Annotated in this window: 20 protein-coding genes and 2 pseudogenes; 13 read left to right on the plus strand and 9 right to left on the minus strand. The window is 59.3% G+C overall.

From position 1 onward, the window contains the following. Positions 1-107: 107 nt before the first annotated feature. Positions 108-446, plus strand: a pseudogene (locus AB7531_RS07915) (SOS response-associated peptidase family protein); the annotation flags it as partial. Between the two features lie 158 nt (positions 447-604). Beyond that, the gene (locus AB7531_RS07920) at positions 605-814 is read left to right on the plus strand and encodes a hypothetical protein (protein WP_187387933.1); all 210 of its coding nucleotides are present in this window, start codon (positions 605-607) and stop codon (positions 812-814) included. An 18-nt stretch (positions 815-832) separates the two neighbouring features. On the opposite strand, the gene AB7531_RS07925 is transcribed toward AB7531_RS07920, so the two are convergent. Both AB7531_RS07925 and AB7531_RS07930 read right to left on the minus strand, forming a co-directional pair. After that, on the minus strand, positions 833-1,144 hold the full coding sequence (locus AB7531_RS07925; protein WP_441279927.1) for a helix-turn-helix transcriptional regulator: 312 nt from the start codon (positions 1,142-1,144) through the stop codon (positions 833-835). A 112-nt stretch (positions 1,145-1,256) separates the two neighbouring features. After that, on the minus strand, positions 1,257-1,568 hold the full coding sequence (locus AB7531_RS07930) for a hypothetical protein (protein WP_063981266.1): 312 nt from the start codon (positions 1,566-1,568) through the stop codon (positions 1,257-1,259). On the opposite strand from AB7531_RS07930, the gene AB7531_RS07935 reads away from it, so the two are divergent. The 6 genes from AB7531_RS07935 to AB7531_RS07960 all read left to right on the plus strand — a co-directional run bounded on the left by AB7531_RS07935 (position 1,567) and on the right by AB7531_RS07960 (position 6,481). Further along, positions 1,567-1,920 (plus strand): hypothetical protein, encoded by a 354-nt coding sequence (locus AB7531_RS07935; RefSeq protein ID WP_187387934.1) that lies wholly within the window; start codon positions 1,567-1,569, stop codon positions 1,918-1,920. The two genes, AB7531_RS07930 and AB7531_RS07935, sit on opposite strands and share 2 nt — an antisense overlap. Before the next feature lie 6 nt (positions 1,921-1,926). Beyond that, positions 1,927-2,631 carry a hypothetical protein gene (locus AB7531_RS07940; RefSeq protein WP_187387935.1) on the plus strand — a complete coding sequence of 235 codons (705 nt, stop codon included), beginning with the start codon at positions 1,927-1,929 and terminating at the stop codon, positions 2,629-2,631. A gap of 39 nt (positions 2,632-2,670) precedes the next feature. Continuing rightward, complete coding sequence (locus tag AB7531_RS07945) at positions 2,671-2,865, plus strand: helix-turn-helix domain-containing protein (RefSeq protein ID WP_063981268.1); 195 nt, start codon at positions 2,671-2,673, stop codon at positions 2,863-2,865. A gap of 209 nt (positions 2,866-3,074) precedes the next feature. Beyond that, positions 3,075-3,308, plus strand: a complete 234-nt coding sequence (locus tag AB7531_RS07950) for a hypothetical protein (protein WP_063981269.1) — start codon at positions 3,075-3,077, stop codon at positions 3,306-3,308. A 72-nt stretch (positions 3,309-3,380) separates the two neighbouring features. Beyond that, positions 3,381-4,028 (plus strand): hypothetical protein, encoded by a 648-nt coding sequence (locus tag AB7531_RS07955; RefSeq protein WP_063981270.1) that lies wholly within the window; start codon positions 3,381-3,383, stop codon positions 4,026-4,028. A 65-nt stretch (positions 4,029-4,093) separates the two neighbouring features. After that, positions 4,094-6,481: a DUF3631 domain-containing protein gene (locus tag AB7531_RS07960; RefSeq protein WP_354102278.1), complete on the plus strand. Its 2,388-nt coding sequence runs from the start codon at positions 4,094-4,096 to the stop codon at positions 6,479-6,481. Positions 6,482-7,305: 824 nt separating this feature from the next. On the opposite strand, the gene AB7531_RS07965 is transcribed toward AB7531_RS07960, so the two are convergent. From AB7531_RS07965 to AB7531_RS07985, 5 genes are all read right to left on the minus strand, one after another. Then, positions 7,306-7,953 carry a recombinase family protein gene (locus AB7531_RS07965; protein WP_084795335.1) on the minus strand — a complete coding sequence of 216 codons (648 nt, stop codon included), beginning with the start codon at positions 7,951-7,953 and terminating at the stop codon, positions 7,306-7,308. 411 nt (positions 7,954-8,364) lie between these two features. After that, positions 8,365-8,787: a hypothetical protein gene (locus tag AB7531_RS07970; RefSeq protein WP_063981274.1), complete on the minus strand. Its 423-nt coding sequence runs from the start codon at positions 8,785-8,787 to the stop codon at positions 8,365-8,367. Positions 8,788-9,105: 318 nt separating this feature from the next. After that, the gene (locus AB7531_RS07975) at positions 9,106-9,765 is read right to left on the minus strand and encodes a MarR family winged helix-turn-helix transcriptional regulator (RefSeq protein ID WP_245328548.1); all 660 of its coding nucleotides are present in this window, start codon (positions 9,763-9,765) and stop codon (positions 9,106-9,108) included. Between the two features lie 650 nt (positions 9,766-10,415). Continuing rightward, positions 10,416-10,550 (minus strand): hypothetical protein, encoded by a 135-nt coding sequence (locus AB7531_RS07980; RefSeq protein ID WP_256376464.1) that lies wholly within the window; start codon positions 10,548-10,550, stop codon positions 10,416-10,418. A 122-nt stretch (positions 10,551-10,672) separates the two neighbouring features. Beyond that, complete coding sequence (locus AB7531_RS07985; protein WP_063981275.1) at positions 10,673-10,915, minus strand: hypothetical protein; 243 nt, start codon at positions 10,913-10,915, stop codon at positions 10,673-10,675. Positions 10,916-11,068: 153 nt separating this feature from the next. Between AB7531_RS07985 and AB7531_RS07990 the strand changes: the two are divergent. The 4 genes and pseudogenes from AB7531_RS07990 to AB7531_RS08005 all read left to right on the plus strand — a co-directional run. Next, a pseudogene (locus AB7531_RS07990) lies at positions 11,069-11,276 on the plus strand (NAD-dependent dehydratase); the annotation flags it as partial. Positions 11,277-11,635: 359 nt separating this feature from the next. Next, on the plus strand, positions 11,636-12,091 hold the full coding sequence (locus tag AB7531_RS07995; RefSeq protein WP_063981276.1) for a cupin domain-containing protein: 456 nt from the start codon (positions 11,636-11,638) through the stop codon (positions 12,089-12,091). A gap of 115 nt (positions 12,092-12,206) precedes the next feature. Next, positions 12,207-12,920 carry an SDR family oxidoreductase gene (gene bdcA, locus AB7531_RS08000; protein ID WP_063981277.1) on the plus strand — a complete coding sequence of 238 codons (714 nt, stop codon included), beginning with the start codon at positions 12,207-12,209 and terminating at the stop codon, positions 12,918-12,920. Between the two features lie 682 nt (positions 12,921-13,602). Then, entirely contained in the window at positions 13,603-16,164 is a 2,562-nt protein-coding gene (locus tag AB7531_RS08005) for an ATP-binding protein (RefSeq protein ID WP_063981279.1), read from the plus strand. Positions 16,165-16,420: 256 nt separating this feature from the next. On the opposite strand, the gene AB7531_RS08010 is transcribed toward AB7531_RS08005, so the two are convergent. Continuing rightward, positions 16,421-17,731 (minus strand): LLM class flavin-dependent oxidoreductase, encoded by a 1,311-nt coding sequence (locus AB7531_RS08010; RefSeq protein ID WP_354102277.1) that lies wholly within the window; start codon positions 17,729-17,731, stop codon positions 16,421-16,423. Between the two features lie 879 nt (positions 17,732-18,610). On the opposite strand from AB7531_RS08010, the gene AB7531_RS08015 reads away from it, so the two are divergent. Continuing rightward, positions 18,611-19,477, plus strand: a complete 867-nt coding sequence (locus AB7531_RS08015) for a 5'-methylthioadenosine/S-adenosylhomocysteine nucleosidase (RefSeq protein ID WP_256376496.1) — start codon at positions 18,611-18,613, stop codon at positions 19,475-19,477. Between the two features lie 421 nt (positions 19,478-19,898). On the opposite strand, the gene AB7531_RS08020 is transcribed toward AB7531_RS08015, so the two are convergent. Next, a complete protein-coding gene (locus AB7531_RS08020) occupies positions 19,899-21,101 on the minus strand; it encodes a serine hydrolase domain-containing protein (protein ID WP_063981282.1) in 1,203 nt (400 codons plus the stop codon). Between the last annotated feature and the right edge of the window lie 544 nt (positions 21,102-21,645).

Here is a 21,645-nt window from a genome sequence, read left to right on the forward strand (position 1 = left end):
GCAACCATACGCCCTTCAACTGAACTGAAAATCTGGAACCTGATTTAGAGTTAAGTGGCAAATTTTATTAAACTTTTGCTTGTCCGGAAGCTGGGACAGCAGGGATTAAGAAAAAGGATGTGGTGTGGTTCGCGCTGAACGAGGACCGTCTGCTGTTCGCCTTCGCTGGCATCCGGACGACGTTCAACGGTGATCGCGGCACCAAGTCGAAGCCGGTGCCAGGACCGCATCAGGTCTATGGCTTCCTGACAACCGCGCCGAATGCGGTGGTCGAGCCGATCGATCCGAAAGCGATGCCGGTGATCCTGACCACCGATGAGGAGCGCGATGTCTGGATGCGCGCGGCGTGGGACGAGGCCAAGGCATTGCAGCGGCCATTACCGGATGACGCGCTGCGGATCGTGATGCGCGGAGCGGACAAGGAAGACAAGGCAGCGATTGCATAGCGCTGCGCGCCGAGATCGGAGCCCGGCGAACTGGTCGCCGCGATAACGGCACGACAATGATCACGCCTTCGAGAGATGTGAGGCGGTTCACACTCGGCTTGTGGTGCGCGCCGTACACGGAGCGTTGGGCGCAAACTCTCAATCGCATGGAGCTTGCCATGAAGATGATGATGTCGGCACTCGTGCTCGTCGCTCTGCTCGGAATAGGGTCCGGGTTGATGCGATCGGGCTTGCATTTCACCCATTCGACGACGACTGGGCTCGCGACGTCGAAGCCGCAACCGCCTCAAGCCGTCGGCAGCGCCAAACTTCCGGTTCAGGACTTCGACGATCGATCGTTGGTCTTCCCAAGGGAAACCAAGCCGTAAGCGGCTCAGGTTCCCAGACTACGGCGAGAAGCGCGCGTTCGATTTGCCCCCAGCCGTACGCGGGCGACGTCCTTTGCCCCGAGCCCGATGCGGGTTGAATTCATCGACAGCATTCTGCCACGCCACGATCTCGTCCTCAAACCAGATGCGACGGTTCGGGGAGATGTAGGTCGATTTGGGGAAGCGGCCGGATTTCTCCAGTCGAAAAATTGTAGTTCTGGAAACGGGAACGATCGCCAGCACCTGCTTCTCGTTGAGCATGCGGCGAGGACCAGACCTGCGCGCCGCATCAACGCTTGTCTCGTTGGGTGTTCGCCTTGCTGCGGTCATTACGAACTTCCCCTCAGGCCCGGGAGGTTTGATGCGCCAACATCCGGTACTCATGGCAACGTCCTGGCGGCACGTATTGACAACCCAAAGCTACCGCCTCAGCGCCCCCGCGTTACCGTTCTCGCTGTTCAAGGTTGATCTCCGAGCGGCGGCGGATCGCCCGCGGATTCACGAATCGTCTTACCGCTGCTTCGATTTGGCTGAACGCACCGGTTGTGAAAGTAACGAGTTTGGAGAACATTTCGCGTTCAATCGCCGCGGTAACACGGATTGTGAGGCTGACCATGGTTTCGTCAATCTCGTTGAGGTAGTATTCAAAGGTCTCACCGGCGCTGTTGGCGAGTTGCCCGCGCCAAGGGCGAGTGACCTGGTGGTGATGATACACCACTTCGGGTGCCAGGTCAGAAACGCAGGAGCCGGACATGGGAAAATGGAATGTGATCCTCCCGTCCAAGCACCTGAAAGAGTGCGGCCTCGCCGGTAAGTCTCTCGTCGTCGAAATTGAGCGAGCCCCAGCGAAACTCTCGGACCGCGTCGGGCTTCCAGGCGATCGCATCGACATTGCTCAACGAGATGGTCCACTGGAATCCGGACGCGATCGAGCGTCAGCTGCGCACATGGTAGAGAACGACGTTCGCCGCGCCTACATGCACGCCGCCGAATTTTGGGGCGAACGGATCGCAATGATGCAGGTGTGGGCGGATTATCTCGACACGCTTCGGCATGGGTTATCGGAAGACCGGGACGTGCGGCCATTCGTACGCGCTCAGGGGTAATTGGTCGTGCCAGTTGTTCGCGGAAAATTCCCGGAGCCATCGAACGATTGGCGGAACCAAGTCAAGGCAATCATCTCCGAAACCGGGATCGCAACTGTTCTGGACGTCGCCGAACTGTGTCGTGACTTGGACTGGGCGCGCACCTGGTACGTTACTCGGAAGAAGTTGGCGGATTTGCCCAAACGGAAAGAAAAGGTCGGCGAGATTGAGAAGGCGGCACGCAAGCTGAGTTCACGTCTTGCAGACGAAGATGCGTGGGTTGCTATATCGCGTGCGCTGGCTGACGTTGACCCTGACGCCCGAACTGTCGTGAAGCTCATTACCGCAGCGGCAGCGGACTACAACACGCCGATCGAGGAGCCTGCGTGGGCAACCGAAGCGGCAAGGAGAACGATGGCCGAGCTGGGTTTAGAAAAGCTCAGTCCGTTCGACTGGCTCGCCGGTGTCTACCTCACGGCCATCTATAAGCGGCACTTCAATCGTCCTGCGCGCCGCAGTCGAAGCGACGATCAAGTCGTCGGCGGCCCCTACGTCAGATTTGTTCAGGCGACGCTGCAGGAATTGCGTATTTTCAATCGCGGCAGGCCCTACAAGCCGGAGACGATTGCGCGGGCCCTCTCGACTGCACGGGCCCATGGGGGAGATTTGAATCTTTCTTCAAAACTCCCCCACGTCCAAAAGAGCCGGCGGAAGCGTACACCCCGTTCGTAGAAGGCCGCTCACGTGCGGCCTAAACGACGGGAAACACCCATGAACGACATATTCGCATTCTCGCCTGACGAGGCCGCGCATCGCGCGGGCGTCGGGCGGACCTTGATCTTTTCCGAGATCAAGCGCGGGCGGCTGGAGGCCAGGAAGGCCGGCGCGCGCACGATCATCACCGCCGAGGCACTCAAGGCGTGGATCAAGTCCTTGCCCGTAAGGCAGTCGCCGGAGGCCGCGTAGCTGACCGGCGCGCTCCCGCGCCCAGATGACCACGCGGAGCTTGCTCACGCCGGAAGACGGCTGAGCAGGGATCGAAGATGGCCGCGGAAAACAGAGAGTCGAGCAGGTGGCCTGACCGGCAAGTCGAAAGCCACCTGCAATCTCGGCAAATACCGACCCCCCGAGAGGTAACAACAAGTGGGCCGGAGCGCGCCCGGAGGCGCAGGTAGATGAGTATCATCTATGCGAAGAAGGCAGGGGCTGCAAGCCTCTGCGGCAAGATCGGCAACGCGATCCTCGACCGGACGATCGGCGAATTGATTTTCGGTCTGGATATGGCGGCCGACCGCATCCACCCGGACGATCTCGGCGGCGCGAACGAGGCGCATGTCGCGATTAACGCCGCCGTTCAGTTCCTTAACGAACTGCAGGGATGCCTGCATGAGTTGCGCGAAGCGGCCTAGACGACTGACGGCGGCACCGTGACGAGCGGTGCCGCCGTCCTTTTGGTGATCAAGGAAAGAGGAGAAAAGACAATGGCCGACAACGTGAACAACGCTGACGCTGGCACTGCCATGCAGGCCTACACACTCGTTGATGACGGTTGGAACAGCCCCATCGATGACGAGGGCGCCGGTCGTCAGATCCAGGGTACGCTGCTGCGCTTTGACGACAAACAGTGGTTTGCCGGCAAGGAAAAGGCGGCGATCCCCAATGGCAGCTGCTACATCGCTTTGAGTATCAGGACAGGCTGGAAGAGGTGGGAAAACGGCAAGGTCGTCGACTTCGTGACGGAGATCGATGGCCATTATCCTAATCGTCACGAACTCGGCTACACCGACGAGAGCAAGTGGGAATGCGGCCCCGACGACAAACCCACCGATCCGTTGCAGAACTCGCGAGAGGTGCTGCTCATCGACCCGCATACGTGTACGGCTTACACCTTCTGCACGGCCTCGGCCGGCGGACGCAGCGCGGTGGATGATCTCAAGAACGCCGTACGCAACGCCCGCCGTCTTCGCCCCGGCGTCGTGCCGCTGCTGTCGCTGGAATGGCAGGTCATGCGGACAAAGTACGGCATGAGATCCAAGCCGTATTTCAAGATCGTGGACTGGAGCATTCCCGGCGCGGAGGTGATTGCCATCGCGCACGATAGCGGCGGGATGAACGATCCCATCCGCTAACCAAGGTTGCGAAGGCGAGGCTTCGGCCTCGCCCTTTCCTAGTCTCAATTTCGACGAGGCCAGCCGTGACACCCACCGACATACGCCAGCACATGATCAAATCCGGGTACGTGCCGACCCCGGTGGAGGGCAAAGCGGCGGTTCTCGAGGGCTGGCCGGAGCGCGTCGGGGTCTCCCAAGACGATCTTGCTATCTGGAGCAGGCTGTACCCCAGCGCCACCAACACCGGCATGCTCTGCGCGCATTGCCCAACATTGGATATCGACGTTCTGGACGAGGCCGCCGTTGATGCCGCTGTCGCGCTGGTGCGCGAGCGGTTTGGTGAGCTCGGCAAGGTCCTGCTGCGTTATGGGCGTCGTCCCAAGGTCGCTATTCCGTTCCGCACCGATATGCCATTCGCGAAGGTACAGGTCCTGCTGACCGCGCCTGACGGTGACACCAACCAGAAGGTCGAGTTCCTCTGCCGTGGCCAGCAAGTTGTCGTCCACGGCGTTCACCCCGACACTCAAGAAATGTACCAGTGGAGCGGCGGCAATCCCGGCAACACCAAGCGCGCGGAGTTGCCGTTGATTGACGAGGCCGAAGCGCAGGCATTGATGGACGATCTCGCCGCGGTGATGCTGAACCACGGCTATCAGCGCAGCAGGAACGACAACGCCAACGGCAAGCACCGTGATGCGCCTACTGGTGGCGAAAGTACCAACGGCAGCGAGGCGTCTGGCAACTGGGGCGATCTTTACGCGAACATTCTCGCCGGCCATGCCCTGCACGACAGCTTGCGCGATCTCGCCGCCAAGCTTGTTACGGCGGGAACCGATCCCGGTGCGGTGGTCAATACGCTGCGCAGTCTGATGGCGAGATCGGAGGCACCGCGCGACAAGCGCTGGAAGGAACGCCACCGCGAGATCCCGGAACTGGTGAAGAGCGGGTTACGGCTGTTACGGGAAAACAGGCAAAGGGAGGAGGACGCCGCAATTGACGCGGTTGCCGAGCACGACGGTGCCCCTTTGCTCGACGACGTGCGCATCTATTTGGATCGGTTCGTCTGTTACCCGTCTGAGCATGCCACCATCGCGCACACGCTGTGGATTGCGCATACGCATCTGATGTCGGCGTGGGAAAGCACGCCGCGTCTTGCGTTTCTGTCGGCCGAGCCGGAGAGCGGAAAGACGCGGTGCCTCGAGGTAACCGAGCCATTGGTGCCCCGTCCCATCAACACCATGAACTCGTCGGCCTCCTACCTGTTCCGCAAGACCGGCAGCGATGAGGGACAACCGACCGTGCTGTTCGACGAGATCGACACCATCTTTGGTCCCAGGGCGAAGGAGCACGAGGACATCCGGGCCTTTATCAATAGCGGTCATAGGCGCGGCGCCAAGTTTGGGCGCTGCGTGGTTCGCGGCACGATTGTCGAGACTGAAGAGATCGAGAGCTATGCCGCCGTCGCACTGGCCGGGATTGGCTGGCTGCCGGACACCATCCTGACCCGCAGCATCATTATTCGTATGCGCCGGCGTCTACGCGGCGAGCGCGTTGAGCCTTTCCGTCACCGCCTTCATACCCCGGAAGGCGCGGCCCTGTGCCGACGCTTGATCGGCTGGGCGCGCATGGTGGCCGCCGACGCCGAGGAGGCGCGACCCGTCATGCCGCCATCTGTCGAGGATCGTCAGGCGGACGGCTGGGAGCCTTTGCTGGCGGTGGCCGATCTGGCGGGCGGCGCGTGGCCGACATTGGCGCGTGAGGCCGCTGAAGCCCTCGTTGCCGTGAGCCGGGACACGCCGGTCAGCCTGAACCTGAGATTGTTGGGGGACCTGCGCACGGTGTTCCTGAACAACCTGGTGGCGGTCGCGCAGGCGATTCCGCATGGCCTTGCCACCAAGAGGATACTTGAGGAGCTGTTCGGGCTCGAGGATGCGCCGTGGCACACCGTCAACAAGGGGCAGGCCTACACACCCAGCCAGCTCGCGGTCACCCTGCGCGACTATGAGGTGAGGTCGGAGAACCTTCGGCCCCATCCGAACGTGAGGACGCAGGCGAAGGGCTACCCCATCGCCCCTCTCGCCGATGCGTGGCGCCGCTACCTCCCGCCTCTCTCCCTTCCGCCAGACGCCGTACCCAACGTCACCACCGCAACCAAGGACGTATACGAGCGCTTCTTCGAGGTGGTGGTTACGCCGGTTACGGTGGTTACGCCATCTAGCCAGAGGGAGGGAGGAACGTCGCCGCCGTCCGAGTTGGACCCGCCGCGCGTCAATCAGCTGGCTGGCTGGTATTGCCGCCAGGCCAAGGCTCTGAAGGCCGAGATGAGCCCGTCCATCCTGAAGGCTCATCTGGAAAAGCAGCTGCGCGAGACGCTCGGCAACGAAGTGCCGGAGAACGCCCTCGATACCGAGGTGGGCCGCGTCGTGGGGGCGGCAAACAAGTCGAGATCGTCTACGCGAAAGAGGTCATAAAGAGATAGGAAAAGCATGGACGGCCGCGCATCGAGGAGCTTGACGCGGAGCCGCAGCGGCACCAGACCGCGCTTAACCCCGACGCCTGGCGCCGAGTCTTGCTCAGATGCGCAGTAACTCTGCTCCAGAAGGACGGTGATGTGATGCAGCAGTGCGGTGAACCCCAGCGCCGCTTGGCGCACGGCGGCAAGTCTGATGGACGTGGTACACCGGTGCAGCCGCGGTGGCCTTGCCATCGTTACCCGCAACCCAGACATTCGCCGGTCGGGACGAATGGCGCTATATTGGTTTCAGGCCCCCAATGAACCGGCCGGATGACATTGAGCCAGAAACAAAAAGCCGAGGTCCTAACCCCCCGCAACAAGATGGCGTTGGACACGCTGGCGGGGGTTCGGGGGGAGATGGCCAGGCTATACCGCATGGGACTGAACGGTAGGATCCCCTCCGACGAAATGACCCGGTTCATTTATGCTCTGAAAGAGATCCGCGCCTGCCTCGAGGCGGAAGTCTTGACCGACGTTCAACAGCGATTGGCCGTGCTGTCGCGAGATATGGGGGTCCACAATGGTCACCGCATCCTACATCAACCGACTGTCTCAAGCAGTTGACCGGATCGAGAGCTGGGGCCAGCCGCGTCCGTGGAAGGTTGTGACGGTGCCTCGCTGTTATCACGAGGACCCGGATGCCGCGCTAGATCGTCACTACACTATCCACCCAGAAGATCGAGGCGCGGATGTCGTGATTTTCGAGTTTTGCGACGACGAGGAATTGGTCAGCGAGACTCAGGATCGTAGCCCGTCGGCTAGGCCTGCGTGCGAGGAATCCTAGAGACTCCGAGCCAAGACGTTCTTGACGCTGGTGGCGTACCAGGCGCCCCCACGTGGGCCTGCTACTCCTTGAGCATTCAACCGATCAGCGATGTCGCGTAACGACGTCGCTCCTGTTTGCTGAATCTGCTGGATCAGGGGCATCACCTCAACGGCGCGGGCATCGGCGGCTTGCCGAATCTGCCGAATGGCGCGCTGCCGGGCGTCCTCAAGGCCCGGATTACCGAGCCTGACGCCGCGCACCTTTGCCGCCGCCAGCGCAGCCCGCGTTCGTGTTCCAATCAGCGTGCGTTCCTTCTCCGCGAGTGCGGCGAAGAGGTGCAGGACGAAGGGATCGACATCGGCCCCGAGTTCGGCGACCAAAAACGGCACCCGATGCACCATGAGCCCGCTAATGAAGTGCACGTCGCGGCTGAGGCGATCCAACTTGGCGACGCCGAGATGGCACTTGTGCTTCTTCGCGTGCGCCAGCGCGGCTCTGAGCTGCGGACGGCGGTCCAAGGCATCGTGGCCCTTGCCCGAGTCCACTTCGACAAATTCGTCAACGATGTGGAAGCGCTCGGTCTCGGCAAAGTGGAGCAACGCGGCACGTTGCGCTTCGAGACCGAGACCTGAACGACCTTGCTGTGATGTGGAAACACGCATGTAAGTCACTAGGGGCCGCTCGGGAGTCACGGGATACCTCTATAAAAACCGCTGTATTTGGCTATACCACCGATTAGATTCTGTACGATGTGCGTTTTCTGAATCGCAGCGATTCACTTTTGCCGTATCAGCGCGCGTGGCGAGTGCGGCGCCTGTTCGCTGACGACCGTCGTCAGTTTCTTGCCCTCGCACATGCGCGTCACTGCTGCTTCTGCCGGCGCCAATGGACATGGCGGCCGCTATTGGCGTGCTGCAACGTGCAGGCATGTGCAGGCGCTCAAGCGCCGCGGATGGTCCTGGACAGCAATGAATGAGGGGTGGGGCGGCCCCGGGGCACATAGTCGGGATTTCAACGACCAAGGTACCGGTACCGGTTAACAGTGCATCGTCTGGCGTCGGCGTCCCAGCCGGTTAATCCGGCTCCCAGCCATACACCTCAGCGGGTACCCACGGCCGACATCCCATGGCGAAGCCTTCAAAGATAAGGCGGCCCAGCTCACTGCATTCGCGCAGACCTTTGAGTTGGCGCACGATCATGCGGTACTCGGCACTGCCCTCGCGCACATCGTTGAGCCGATAGAGCACGTCGCGGATGAGCTCTTCGAGCTCGTCCCCCTCGCGCCGAGCTTCCGCGTCCTGACGCTCAAGAGCGTCGAGCAGGTCGATGATGCGCTGCTCCCGCGCCTGCTCATCGAGATCAGTCGTCGGGCCTCCGTGCCGCCCCCATTGCGCGTCGATGTAGCCGTCGGAGGTGGGGTACTCCTGACGGAGCAAGCGAGCCAAGACCGGGTCGTCTTCGCTAAGGCGTTCCAGTTCTGCGCGCTTGTCCGACATAACGTGACGTGCCCCTCTCGCCCTATTCCGATTCTACCGAAGCCAATGAAGTCGGCAACGGCTCAAAGTGCCGTGACCCGGAAAAACCCGACGCCGCCGATCAACCTGTCGTTCGTCGGTGCAACGCCGTCGCTCGTGGATGGCGGGACCACCATGCGCCGCGCCCAACGGCTCTTGTGGCCCTCGCGGTGGACAGCTGTCGCTGAGGGTGGGAGCGACCCAGGGGGCGATAGCCGGGATTGAAGGCGACCAGGTACCGGTACCGGTTATCCCAAGGCAGACTTCGGCATGTTTGTGTATTGGCAATGATCCGAAGTTTCAAGCTGTTGACGTTTTGGCTGCCAAGCTCTTCTGTGGACGCGGCTCGAAATACGTACAAAGCAAGCTCGTATCTCTTGGTGCAACGGATCGCCGAAAGAAACGGCAATTGAAATGGCGATGTTTCCCCTCGTCGTTTTCGACCAAAAATAGGCACTGACTGCAAACGTCGGCGTTTTGTCGGCGCTGGGCGACGTCGAGCCGAATCAGAATTTCGCGAAGCGAGTCGCGTAGCTGAGATCGATTTTCGTCCTCAAGCGCCACGATCTGCTCTCGAAGAGCATTTATTGGATCGCGCTCCAGGAACTTCTCGCCTTCACGTGTAACGCTTAGCGTAATCGAGCGCTTGTCGTAGGAAGAAGGCTTACGGACTACCAATCCCTTGCTCTGCAAGATGGCGGCAATCTGGGCTGCGGCGCTTCGGTGGGTGTCTAGAAAAGCAGTGAGAGCAGACGGAGTTCTCGAAAATTCGTTTGCGCGAGCGAGAAAGCGCAAGGCCGACCACTCGCTGTCACTTAGACCGGATCGAAGACCTTCAAAAAGCCAACTGCCGGCGGATTGCAGCAGGAGTTGTACGACTTCATTTGCCACTCCCATTAATAGTCCCCGTGCGGCGGCGTTGGCTGCTTGATAGCCGTGATCAACTGGATCAAGATCCATCGTGTTCGGTGAAAGCTGAATTCCAGTCGGGACTAAGCTGGCTCCGGTATACCGTACCGTGAACTCGAAAGTGGCTGCGCTGCGACTTCCGCCCGATTTGCCGGATTCTGATATCCTCGCCGCTCGATAGATGGAACACCGTACGAATACGGCTGGTGCCGCCGCGTGACGTCCAGCAGCTGAGGTCCGCTTGTGGCCCTTTCGAGACCTGCCGACTACCTCTGAGAATGTCTGCTAGCAGCGGGTGAGCGGATGAATTGTTTGTGTGAACACCGGGCGCAGCTTACTCGGCGCGAAATCACATGCGCCGCGAAGTTATCGAATTCCGTTGCCATGAGCATGCCTTCATCCGCACGACCTTGGGCAAGGATCAGCAATCCCAAAGGGGGGAGGGAAAAACCCCCCTGCAAGCATGCTTATTTTTGGCAAGGCCCCTGACGAAGTCACCCGACGCCCGTCATTGCCGAATGAACACCATGGCAAGCGGTGCTCGCGGCGCGACGTAGAAACGCGCCTCGCATGCCACGCAGGTCAGGTGCTCGGCGATATCAACGCGCAGCCTGGATCGTAATTTGTTCGATCCGCAATCCGGACACTTTCCGACGTTTAGTGCTTCAAGAGTATCTGTCTCGCTCATGACGCCACGAACGTCAGACGCCGAACGAACGCGTGATCTGCTTCGCCATGACGATAACCGAGTCAGTATATTTGCCATTTGATACCTGATGATCGCACAGCATCAGAAAAAGCAGCGCGAAAGCAGCAATCATGCAACCTTTGAGCATAACGGTCTCTCCTGTGAAGAGACTGCCAACCGAGCAGGTCTGGACAATAGTTAGCGAAACGGGTGTCGCCGCCGCGACGATTGCGATAGCCTTAACGTTGGCGACGATCCATTAACATTCCATTAAGCAGAACCAGAGGGCAAGCGCCCCTGATCTTCGGACCAATCAATAATCTCGAAGAACATGCCCCGCCGGAGCATTTCGGTCTCTAGATTGGCGGCATGCTCCTTCCAACCAGACGTTTCGCGAACTTGGAAGCGTGGTTTCTCTCCGGCAACCTTCTGAGCATCGTCCGACGCAAGAGCGCCGCGAACACTCTCATACATCATGGTGAGGCTGTCGTTCGTGAAAGCTCGATAGTCCATCGGTCCAACCAACAAGGAGGCCGTCGCCCGGTTGCGATCAGCGACGGCTCCTGTGTGAGTTCGTTGATAACGACTATGCACTAGACAGCGATAATGATGGACATTGGGGGTTAATGGGCCGTTTCCTGCCAAATTATCGCAGGCAAATTATCGGAGAGCGGGCGGCCGTTCCTGTTCCTGGGCTCCGCTGCACAATGGAGCGGACTCACCGATATGACCGACGCAAGGTTATTTGGCCCGCCGTCTGGAATGGGCCGCAACAACCGGGGTTGCGCGCAATAATGCCTTCAACGTCGTCAACGGCGACGTCTTTCGCTGGAGCTGGATGTGGGCGCGGTTGGCCGGCTGGTTCGGGTTCGACCTTTTTGTCCGTCTTCGCAAGGCGATGATCATCCCTTGATAGCGGATGCCAATAATAATGCTTTCGTTCGGTGAGAGCCGCCCTGTCGATTAGGGTGAGCGCCGCGTGACAGTCCTTATGGACAACAATAAGTACGGTACTCGGGTTGAACGGCTGGGAGTTGTCGAAGCCGGCCGGCGTCGACGCTGGACGGATGACGAGAAGCTCAAGATCGTTCTGGCTTCTTGCAGGTAACAAGTTCGTAACCGGGCGCCGAACCGCGCGAAACGCAAGAATCTTCAAGATTGGTTCTTCCGCACTCCCTAGATCGAGGCCACGGTGCTTGAGGGCAATGTTCGAAACCAAAGTGGACACAGAAAATGAGTCAGACGACAACTTCAGCTTCTCACCCGGATCGCAACGCGCGGGCCGACTGGTTGCAAACGAGGCCTGGCGAGCTTTTCCTGATACGCGTGTCGGCAGCCGACACAAACGGCGTATATTCATTGGTTGAGATTGTCTCGGACCCCGGCGACGGCACGCCGCTGCACGTCCATCAAAATGAGGACGAATACCTCTTTGTGCTGGAAGGTACAGCGCGCTTCGCGCTCGGCGACAAGATATTCGATGCGGAAGCCGGGACGATGGTCACGCTCCCCAAAGGCATTCCACACGCCTGGGGTAACCGCTCGACCTCAAAGCTGCGGATCGCGGGGATTGCTTACCCCGGCGGTGTTGAGGAAGCCATGCGCGTCATTGCCAAAGGCGGCGTGACGGACCTTCCCGCGCTGGCCAAGAAATTCGCTATCAAGGTGCTCGGCCCCACGCCTTTTTGAGTTGGTCGCGACGCGTCTGACGCTCCGGCGGACACCCAAAGGTCGCTCTGAGTCTTCGGAAGCGGACATCGAGGCCCGCCTGTAGTGCTTGGTACACAAATTCAAGGAGCTAGTTATGGGTGACTTCACTGACAAGAACATTCTCGTTCTCGGCGGCAGCCGGGGTATTGGTGCAGCGATTGTCCGACGTTTCGCGAGGGGGGGCGGCAAAATTGCCTTCACCTATGCCGGATCGAAGGAAGCCGCGGAGGCGCTTGCGGGTGAGACACGCGCCGTAGCGATCCGCACCGACAGCGCCGACCGTGACGCGCTGATTGCAACCGTCGCGTCCCGCGGCGCTCTCGACGTACTCATCGCGAATGCAGGCACGAGCGTTATGGGCGATCCGTTGACGCTTGAGGCCGACGCCATCGACCACATGATCGATGTAAATGCCCGCGCCCCCTATCACGCCGCGATCGAGGCTGCGCGCAAGATGCCCGACAATGGCCGCATCATCGTGATCGGCTCGGTCTTCGGCGACTTTATGCCCTTTCCGGGCGGAGCCGCGTATGCGCTCACCAAATCGGCGGTGCAGGGCATGGTCCGTGGGCTCGCGCGCGATTTCGGCGATCGCGGAATTACCGTCAACAGCATCCAGCCTGGACCGACTGACAGCGATATGAATCCGGCTGACGGACCGATGGCCGAGTTCGTGCGCAGCTTCATGGCAATCAAGCGCCATATTCGCACGGATGAGGTTGCCGAGCTCGCCGCCTATATCGCGGGCCCGCACGGTGCAATGATGACCGGCGCGATGCACACCATCGACGGCGGCATGGGCGCCTGAGCGCGCGCAGGAGCGTGAGATAGGTGTGCGTGTGCACGCCTACCTCAATCGCGAGGAAAGCGTTCAAACGAATTCGGAGTAGTAACGATCCGAACCGCACGGGCCGGGACCCGGGTTGGAATCTGTTCATCGTCTTGCTTGGCACGGCTCCCCCTTCTCAAGAGTTGGAGCCTCTGGCAATCCCGGAGCGGGTCAATAGGCGAGTGGGCAACAAATTTCGGCTCCCGGTGTCGCCCGAAGTAGTGAGCCGCACCGCAGGCATGTTGACTTCCAGCTTATCCGGCGAAAACCCGGGCGTTGGGAAACTGATGTGGCGAAAAAGAAACGCTGCGCCTACGGCTGCGCTTGCCTTCGGGCTTCTGATTGCGTCGCTGGTCTCCGTCGCCTTAGATCCGACCATCGACACGGCCGCGTCGGTGGCATCGGCCGCCATCCTAGGTGCTGGACGTATTACGATCGTAACGAACTTTTCCGCCGATGGCTCCGAGTCGCCACACCGCGCCTACTTATTCCGAGTCTGATGGCGTAAAGTTTGGCACGGGATAGATCAGCACCTACGCGACGTTCCTATCGCGCCGTCAGGATGATTGTCGGGCGTATCGCCGACAGCGCTTCTCCGTCGATCGAGACGAGTTCGGCGTCCCCCGACGGGCGAACGTTACGGGATTGGGGCCTTGGGAAAATGACTCTCTTATCACGCCTATTCGTGCTGGTGGCTGTGGCGCTACTGCCCACGATCGCGATCCAAATGTACAATGAATTCGGCCTGCGCCGCGCGCGCCAAGTCGAAGTGCAGAATCAGGCGCTCAACCTGGCTAAGCTCGCCGCGGCAGAACAGCAGCAGATCGTCCAGGGAATTCGTCAAGTCCTGATCGCAATGTCAGAACTCCCGTCGATCAAGATGAGGGACAGCCAAGCATGCAATGCTTACCTAGCTGCAATGCGGCAGCGTTTCCCGGCGTTCGTTACTTTTCTTGTCACCGACATGAATGGACGGTCCTTCTGCGATACAAACAGCGACCATAGGCCGCTCACGATCGCTGCCCGGGCCTATTTTGCGGACGTCTTGAGGACCGGCGTTTTCACGGTCGGAGAATTCTCAGCAGGTCTGTCAACTGGCCGGAAGGTCATTCAATTTGTGTTGCCGTTTTATGGAAGCGATAACCGGATGGGCGGCGTCATCGTAGCGGGCCTCGGCCTGGATTGGCTCGCTGACCACATCGCTCGAAAGGGTGTTCCGGAAGGAGCTGCGCTCGCCGTCACGGACCGCAACGGTACTTATCTCGCGCGCTACCCCGATAACGACGAGTTGGTCGGCACAAAGATGCCCGGTGAGAAGTACTTGAAACTGGACGAGCGGGGTGCGGTCGAAATACTCGCTGTCGATGGTGTGGAGCGGATCGAAGGTTACTCGGCCCTGCAGGCTGATTCCGGGGGGCTTGTTGTCAGCTTTGGCCTCGACAAGGCGCAGGCCTTCACCGATATCAAAAATCACACGGAACGCGACATCCTCCTGATCGCCCTGAACACGTCGCTGGTGTTGGTTTTGACATCGTTAGGTGCCCGACGGTTCATATATCGCCCGCTTGGCCAGCTGGTCGACGCCGCGAACCAATGGCGGCTCGGCGAATATACCCGTCGTGTAAACATCCTGGATAAATCCGAAATCGGCAGGGTCGCCGACGCGTTCAACTCCATGGCCGATGCACTGGAGCACCGCGAGCATGAATTGTCCAAGGCGAAGGAAAAGGCCGAGGAAGCCGCGGCTCGGATCACGACAATCTTTGAGAGCACGACCGACAGCGTACTCATCATCGATTGCGATTGGCGGATCAGCTATCTCAACGGGCCGGCCTGGGTACAGGTCGCCAAAGGCCGAGACCTGATCGGCATGACCCTTTCGGAAGCCTTCCCAGTCGCTGCCGACATGGAAGTCGTAAAACAAATTCGGGAGGCGGCGTCAGAGCACCGCGCGGCCTTCGTCGAAATGCTCTGTCCACGCACCCAGATCTGGTATGCGATCAACGCGTTCCCCTCAAGCCAAGGTCTCGCAATCTTCCTTCGAGACATCACTGATCACAAGCATGCCTTGGAGGCGCGCCGCCTGATGCAGGAGGAGCTCCACCAGAGCCAGAAGATGGAGTCGGTCGGCCAGCTCACTGGCGGTGTCGCGCACGACTTCAACAACCTGCTGATGGTGGTCTCCGGAAACCTCGAACTCATCGAGGATGCAGCAGACATTGGTAAGGCCCGGCATTTCGCCGCGGCTGCACGGCGTGCAGTCGCTCGGGGAGCAAAGTTGACGGGGCAGCTTCTCGCCTTTTCCCGGCGACAGAGGCTGAACCCAAAACTGGTGAACGCAAACGAGCTGATTTCCGAATTCCAAGGGCTGCTCAGCCAAGCGGTCGGAGGCGCATGCGAGGTCATCCTGCGGAGCGATGAGCCACTGTGGCTGTGCCAAATCGATCCGCCACTGCTGGAGACCGCTCTCCTTAACCTCGCCCTGAATGGGCGCGATGCCATGCCAAACGGTGGCATACTCAAAATCGAGACCCGGAACGTCAATCTGGACGAGGGAGCCGTGGCCGGGTGTTTGCCCGGATCGTATGTACGGGTGTCCGTCACGGACTCGGGCTGCGGGATGCCATCCGAAGTGCGCGATCGGGTTTTTGAGCCCTTCTTCACGACCAAGGAGGTCGGCAAGGGCACCGGACTCGGCCTCAGCATGGTCTATGGCTTTGTCCGACAATCCGGCGGGCATATTGCTATCGAAAGCGCGCCTGGCGCGGGGACCACGGTCGCACTGTACCTACCTAGGGCCACACAAATGCCTGATGCCGAGGTGGAAACCGTCCAAACGCAGGCCATCCCGGGAGGTTCGGAGCGAATCCTTGTGGTCGAGGACAATGAGGATATCCTGGAGGTCACATCGGCAAGACTAACCGAATTAGGCTATCGGATTGTTTGCGCCCGGAATGGTGCGGAGGCCATCCTGATGCTCGAGAGTGGTCAAGAATTTGAACTCTTGTTCAGCGATGTCGTAATGCCAAACGGAATGAATGGCGTTGAGCTTGCCGGCGAAGCGAGACGGCTGAACAAGGGCATCAAGATCCTGCTCACCTCGGGCTACGCGGGGGATGTTTTGGAACGACATCAAGCGGTAGCCGAGTTTCCGATCATCGAGAAACCTTTCCACCTCGCTGACTTGGCGCGGCGCCTGCGGTCAATCCTGCAGGAAACGTAAGATCCCCGCCTTTGCTCCCTCGCACTTACGTCGCCGTCGCAATCGATGACACCTGCACGGCCCGCAGCCTTCCGCATTACAAACGTCGCGCTTCACAAACCAGAACTCATGCCGTAGTTCGGTCCGGTCATCGCCCCGGTATAATTGCAAGAAGAACGACATTCTCGTCCTGATCTGAATCGTGCCGTCCGGCATCAGCTTTTGATGCCTTGTCCGATCGTTTCATCGATATTGGACGCTCCACGACGACTAGGTTTCATTGTGAACCACCCAATTTTCCCAGAGTGATGGCGAGAGCCGCCTTCGCGACGCCGTCCTCTCCCACGGCAGCCGTCACCGATTGAACGAGGCCATTCACAAGCTCCGAACGATGCTGCGCCATATACTCCGCCGACGCCTTGAGATTTCGGGTGTGACCGTTCAATTCGGGCACCACATAGCGTGCGAACAATTCCCACGAACGCATCGTAGCCTCGCGATTGGCCCAATCGTGAACGAAGCCAAGCAGTACGCCGAAACCGCCGGTTATCTTCTGGAGGCTGCGCACCATCTTTATCATCGCATCTGGGGTACCTATCACCGTCGAACCCAGACCAGAACCGCGCTCGCCGGTGACCTGGGCAAGAAGTTGTCTCGGATCTTCTATGCGTGTCGCGCCGGGCAATCCCAGTACACGGACTCTAAGCTCGTTGTGCCACCACCAAAGGCCGTCGATCGCCTCCCGTTCAGCCTGTTCCTTCGTCTCGGCCAGATGGAAGGCCACAAGTACGCGCCAATTTCGTCGGTCGACCGTGTGGCCATGCTTCGCCGCGGCCTTTTCGGCAAACGACCATTGGAGCGGCAGAGCCTGCAGGCCTTCGGTCGTGGTCGAAGCGATCGACAGCACGCCCATTCCATATTTTCCGGCAAGCCGCATGCCTGAAGGGCTGATCGATGAGGCTGCCGCCATCGGTAACGACTCCTGTAGCGGTAGAAGCTGCAGTTGGGCATCATTCAGGATAAACCAGTCGTTGCGATAACTGAACCGTTCCCCACGCAGCAGACGAATGATTACGCCGAGCGCATCATCCTGTCGGTTGCGAAGGAGGATCGGGTCGATGCCAAACGTCCGCGCATCCGCCGGCGACGCGCCGGGGCCCGTTCCAAAGATGACTCGGCCGTTCGTTAAGTGATCGAGTTGCACAATACGCTCAGCAACGTTGAACGGATGATGATAAGGCAGCGATACCACACCAGTGCCCAGCCGAATGCGCTGTGTTCGCTCCCCCGCTGACGCAAGAAACAGCTCAGGTGAGCCGATCGTCCCCCATCCTGAGGAGTGGTGCTCTCCGCACCAGAATTCGTCAAAGCCAAGCCGATCCAGGTGAACGACGAAATCTAAATCGCGGCGCAACTGTAGAGTTGGATGCTCGCCGACGGGATGGTGCGGTGGATGGAAAGCGCCGAACTTCAGCTTTGTCCTCGATTCGCCAGCGAGACTAGGCACGACAAATTCTTTGGAAGGATCGTCCGCTAGTGTGCCGATCACCGGGGCTCTCCATGGTTTCTTTTTTTTCGGATTGTCCATACTGCCGTCATTCGGTACGTGCGGTTTGGGCGAATAAATTGGATGGAGTGCGCTACGCTTTGACTACCGGCTTGGGAATGCGCGCTACGGGTGTAGCCAAGTCGAAGTGGGGAGCTATTACATGCCGCTGGCCCATGTGTGCGGCGGGGCGTGCAAGTGACCTCTCCAAACCCGTGCGCGGCATTGATCGCGCTCCGGAAGATTCTCACCACGACGCGTTCATCGAGTTTGGTTTGCGCCCAGCCACCAGTACCTGCGTTCGCCCGAAAAGGCCCATCACACAACAATTGCAACGGTAGTGAGCCCACTGGTGTAATCGGTAGCGCATAGCAATCAGAATTTATCATGAGCGCGTAGAGCGGCATCTAAAATGTAAAATTCCCGCAATTGCGCGGAGCGCGCTAGAGGCAAGCGTCGCCCGGAACTGGTGCAGTCGAAGAGTGCATTGATACGGCCCAAACGGTCGGTTGTAAGATTATTGCGACCGTAACGCATTATCCGAGAGGAGTGACGCCGATGTAATGGATGGGCTCCAAGCTGTCTCGGGTCTGCCCGGAGCGCTCCATGAAAAAGATCTGCCTGAGATCGAACAACAAGGCATTCCAACGGTCTTTGGCCACTCGCTCGCCCCTCCCGACGGCGCACGACAAGCCTTACCTCTCGATAGAGCCGGAACGCTCTCTTATGGTTCACGCCGAAGCCTCGCCGCTCGAGCACAACGTGCGCGCGTCGACATCTTGCCACCAGCAGGTCAATTTGAAGAGCAGGCGCGCGACAGATTACAACACCCCATTGCTGAAATCAGATCGATTGACCGCTCCGAATAGGAGACGCGCCATGCGTTTTGCGGCAATCGTTGCTGTTTTCCTCAGCCAGCTAATGGATTATGCAGCCTCCGCCAAACAGACTGACCGCACGCCGCGGATTGCCGTCATTTGCGCATACAGCCCAGAATGGCTCGCGCTTAAAAGCGCAATGAGTGAGGTTCGCACGGAGATCATAGCGGATACCACTTACATTATCGGCAAGCTCGAGAATAGAGAAGTCGTTCTCTTCCTCAGCGGTGTTTCGATGGTCAACGCTGCTATGACGACGCAGGGCGCCATCGATCATTTCAAGATCACGCGCATTGTCTTCTCGGGCATTGCCGGCGGCATCAATCCCAGCCTTTCAGCGGGGGATGTCGTCGTTGCCGATCGTTGGTTCGAATATCTTGAATCTGTCTTTGCGCGAAAAACGGGGACCGGTTGGTCGGTGCCGGACTGGCTCGGGAAGACAAAGCCGAACTACGGCATGATCTTTCCCTATGCGGTCGGGATTGCTCATCCAGGTCAGAGCAAGCCGGAGAAGCGTTTCTGGTTTGATGTCGACCCCTCCATGCTGGAGGCGGCACGTTCGGTGGCAGCGAAGATCGAACTGAGAGCCTGCATCAAGAAAGATGTCTGCCTCGGCCACACTCCTCGTGTCGTCATCGGCGGCGCCGGCGTCTCCGGTCCGGCCTTCGTTGACAATGCCGATTTCCGTACCTGGATATACGATACCTTCAAGGCCAACTCGGTTGACAATGAAAGCGCCGCTGTCGCTCATGTCGCCTATTCCAATCACATCCCCTTTATAGCCTTCCGCGGTTTGTCTGATCTAGCGGGCGGCGATATCGGCGAAAATACGGAGGATGCCCTCGAATCTTTGGCTTCTGACAATTCCGCTGCGGTGGTCGAAGTATTTCTGCACGCGCTCCCAAACTGAGCGATCCTGACTGATACAGTCGCGCTCCAAGATCAAATTCCATTTGGAGTTGGGAGCATCGCCAATCGACCTAGGAGTGGCCATCCCCGTTGATCTCGCATTATTGATACGCTGCTTCGGCCCACAATTCTATGGCTCAAACATGCCCCGTCGAGCAGGGAAACAGTACGCCTACCGGCTTGTCGGGATCCGTCTGCAAGAGTGCGCCGAAGGCGTAAACTCCGGCGTCGTCAGTGCACAACTTGGCCCCAACGAGGCCAAGCTCCGACTTATTGCTGAGATCGGCTACCACCGTTTCCACTGTCTAACGCACCTAGTTTTCGATACGTTTGCGGAAACTGCTCAAGGCACGCAATTTGCGAATTGCGGTCGTCTATCCAAACGAACATCGTTCTATCTGTTTTAAGTTCGTTCCCGATCGTCATAAGTTTATGACGTCGTTTTCATCCACTGATGGCTTGCAATGGCAGTACACGCCGCGCTCGAAGGCGGCGAAGACATCGAGGCACTTGCGGTCGGCGAACGGCAAGACCTGCATCATGATCACACCGGCGATATCGCGCACTGGATCGATCCAGTAATAGGAGTTGGCGAGCCCGGCCCAGGCCAGGCTTCCGGCGCTGCGCCCCTCCGGCGTCTTCGCCGTATTGATCATATAGCTGAGGCCCCATTTCTTCGGCATGTCCGGATAGAAATCGACGTCGTTGCTATAGGGCGGAGCAGCTGTCTTCATCTTGGTCATGTTGAGGTCGCCGATGTGGTTCTGGCTCATCAGCGCCACCGTTTCGGGTTTGAGCACCTGATGGCCGTTGCTGCGCCCTTTGTTCAAAATCATCCGGGCGAATGCGAGGTAATCGGATGCGGTCCCATATAGTCCACCGCCGCCCATGTGGAATTCCGGCTCCTGCTCCAGCTCGAAGGGGAACGGCCGCAATGATTCATCCGGGCCGCGGACGTGCATACCCACGAGGCGGGTCCGCATCGAATCGCGAATCTTGAACGCCGTGTCGTTCATTTCGAGCGGCGCGAACATGTTGTCACGTAGGTAGGCGTCCAACCTTTGCCCGCTCGCGGTCTCGACCGCCTTGCCGAGAAAATCGATGTTGGTGCCGTATTCCCAGCGAGTGCCCGGATCGCCAACGATCGGCACCCTGAGGGCGGCGCGCTTGCAGGTCGTGATACTCGGCGTTCCGGTCTTCTCGAGATAGGTAGCCATGCTATCGTTCCACATGTCATAACAGAAGCCGGCGGTGTGGGTCATCAGCTGCAGTAGTGTGATCGCTGTCCTGGCCGGTCGCAGCTTTGGTTCGCCGTCGGCGCCAAAACCCTCCAGTACCTGTGGATTGGCAAGATCGGGCAACAACTTTCCGATCGGCTCATGGAGTGACAGCTTCTCCTGTTCGACAAGTTGCATCGCCGCCGCCGCGGTGATCGCCTTGGTCATCGATGCGATCCAGAACACGCTGTCGGTCGTCATCGGCTGGTCCTTAGACAAGTCCCGCCTGCCGAACGCAGCGTGATAGATTACCTCGCGGCTTGTGCCGACCGTGGCTACCACCCCGGGAATCTCGCCAGCATCGCTGGTGCGACGTAGGGCCTGATCAATTTCCGCTGAATTGCGCATAACTCTCTATCTCCTTTAGTCGTCCTGGAGGCTGCGGACCTCGGCCCGAGCCGCCCGGTCTGGTGGGTTAGCACCGGCCGACGGACGTGTCAGCCGCGGCACAAGGTGTTGGCAAAGCTGTTGAGTTGCCGAATAACGTTCATGTGCGCGCGTTTCGCAGCCGATAAAGATCTTCCGAACATCATCGTTTTCTTCTTCCCCGCTTCCCTATTAGTCGATGAGTCTCTGCAGGTCTCTGCTAGTTAGGCACTAGAGGAGGGTGATGATTGAACATTCTTGCTGTGCTCGTGTTAAAGACGCGAAGTTGTGCTCGGAATACATCGGGAACGCATTGACCGACGCGCGGGCTTTACTTGAGGCCGGTCTGTATCGGCTTCTGACTTGGCACGTACCCCGCAATTTCTCAGCATGTGGAGAGTGTAAGCGTCGAGGGCTTACACTTGAGCATCGCGTTGTGCCGCGTCTGGAGACGACCTGAACCAATCATCGCCGTTCACCGCTGGAAGTCGACGCCTGCCATGCGCGGCTACAGATGTAACCACGT

This window comes from Bradyrhizobium sp. 63_E2_N1_3, from assembly GCF_052076005.1.
Lineage (GTDB): Bacteria > Pseudomonadota > Alphaproteobacteria > Rhizobiales > Xanthobacteraceae > Bradyrhizobium > Bradyrhizobium barranii.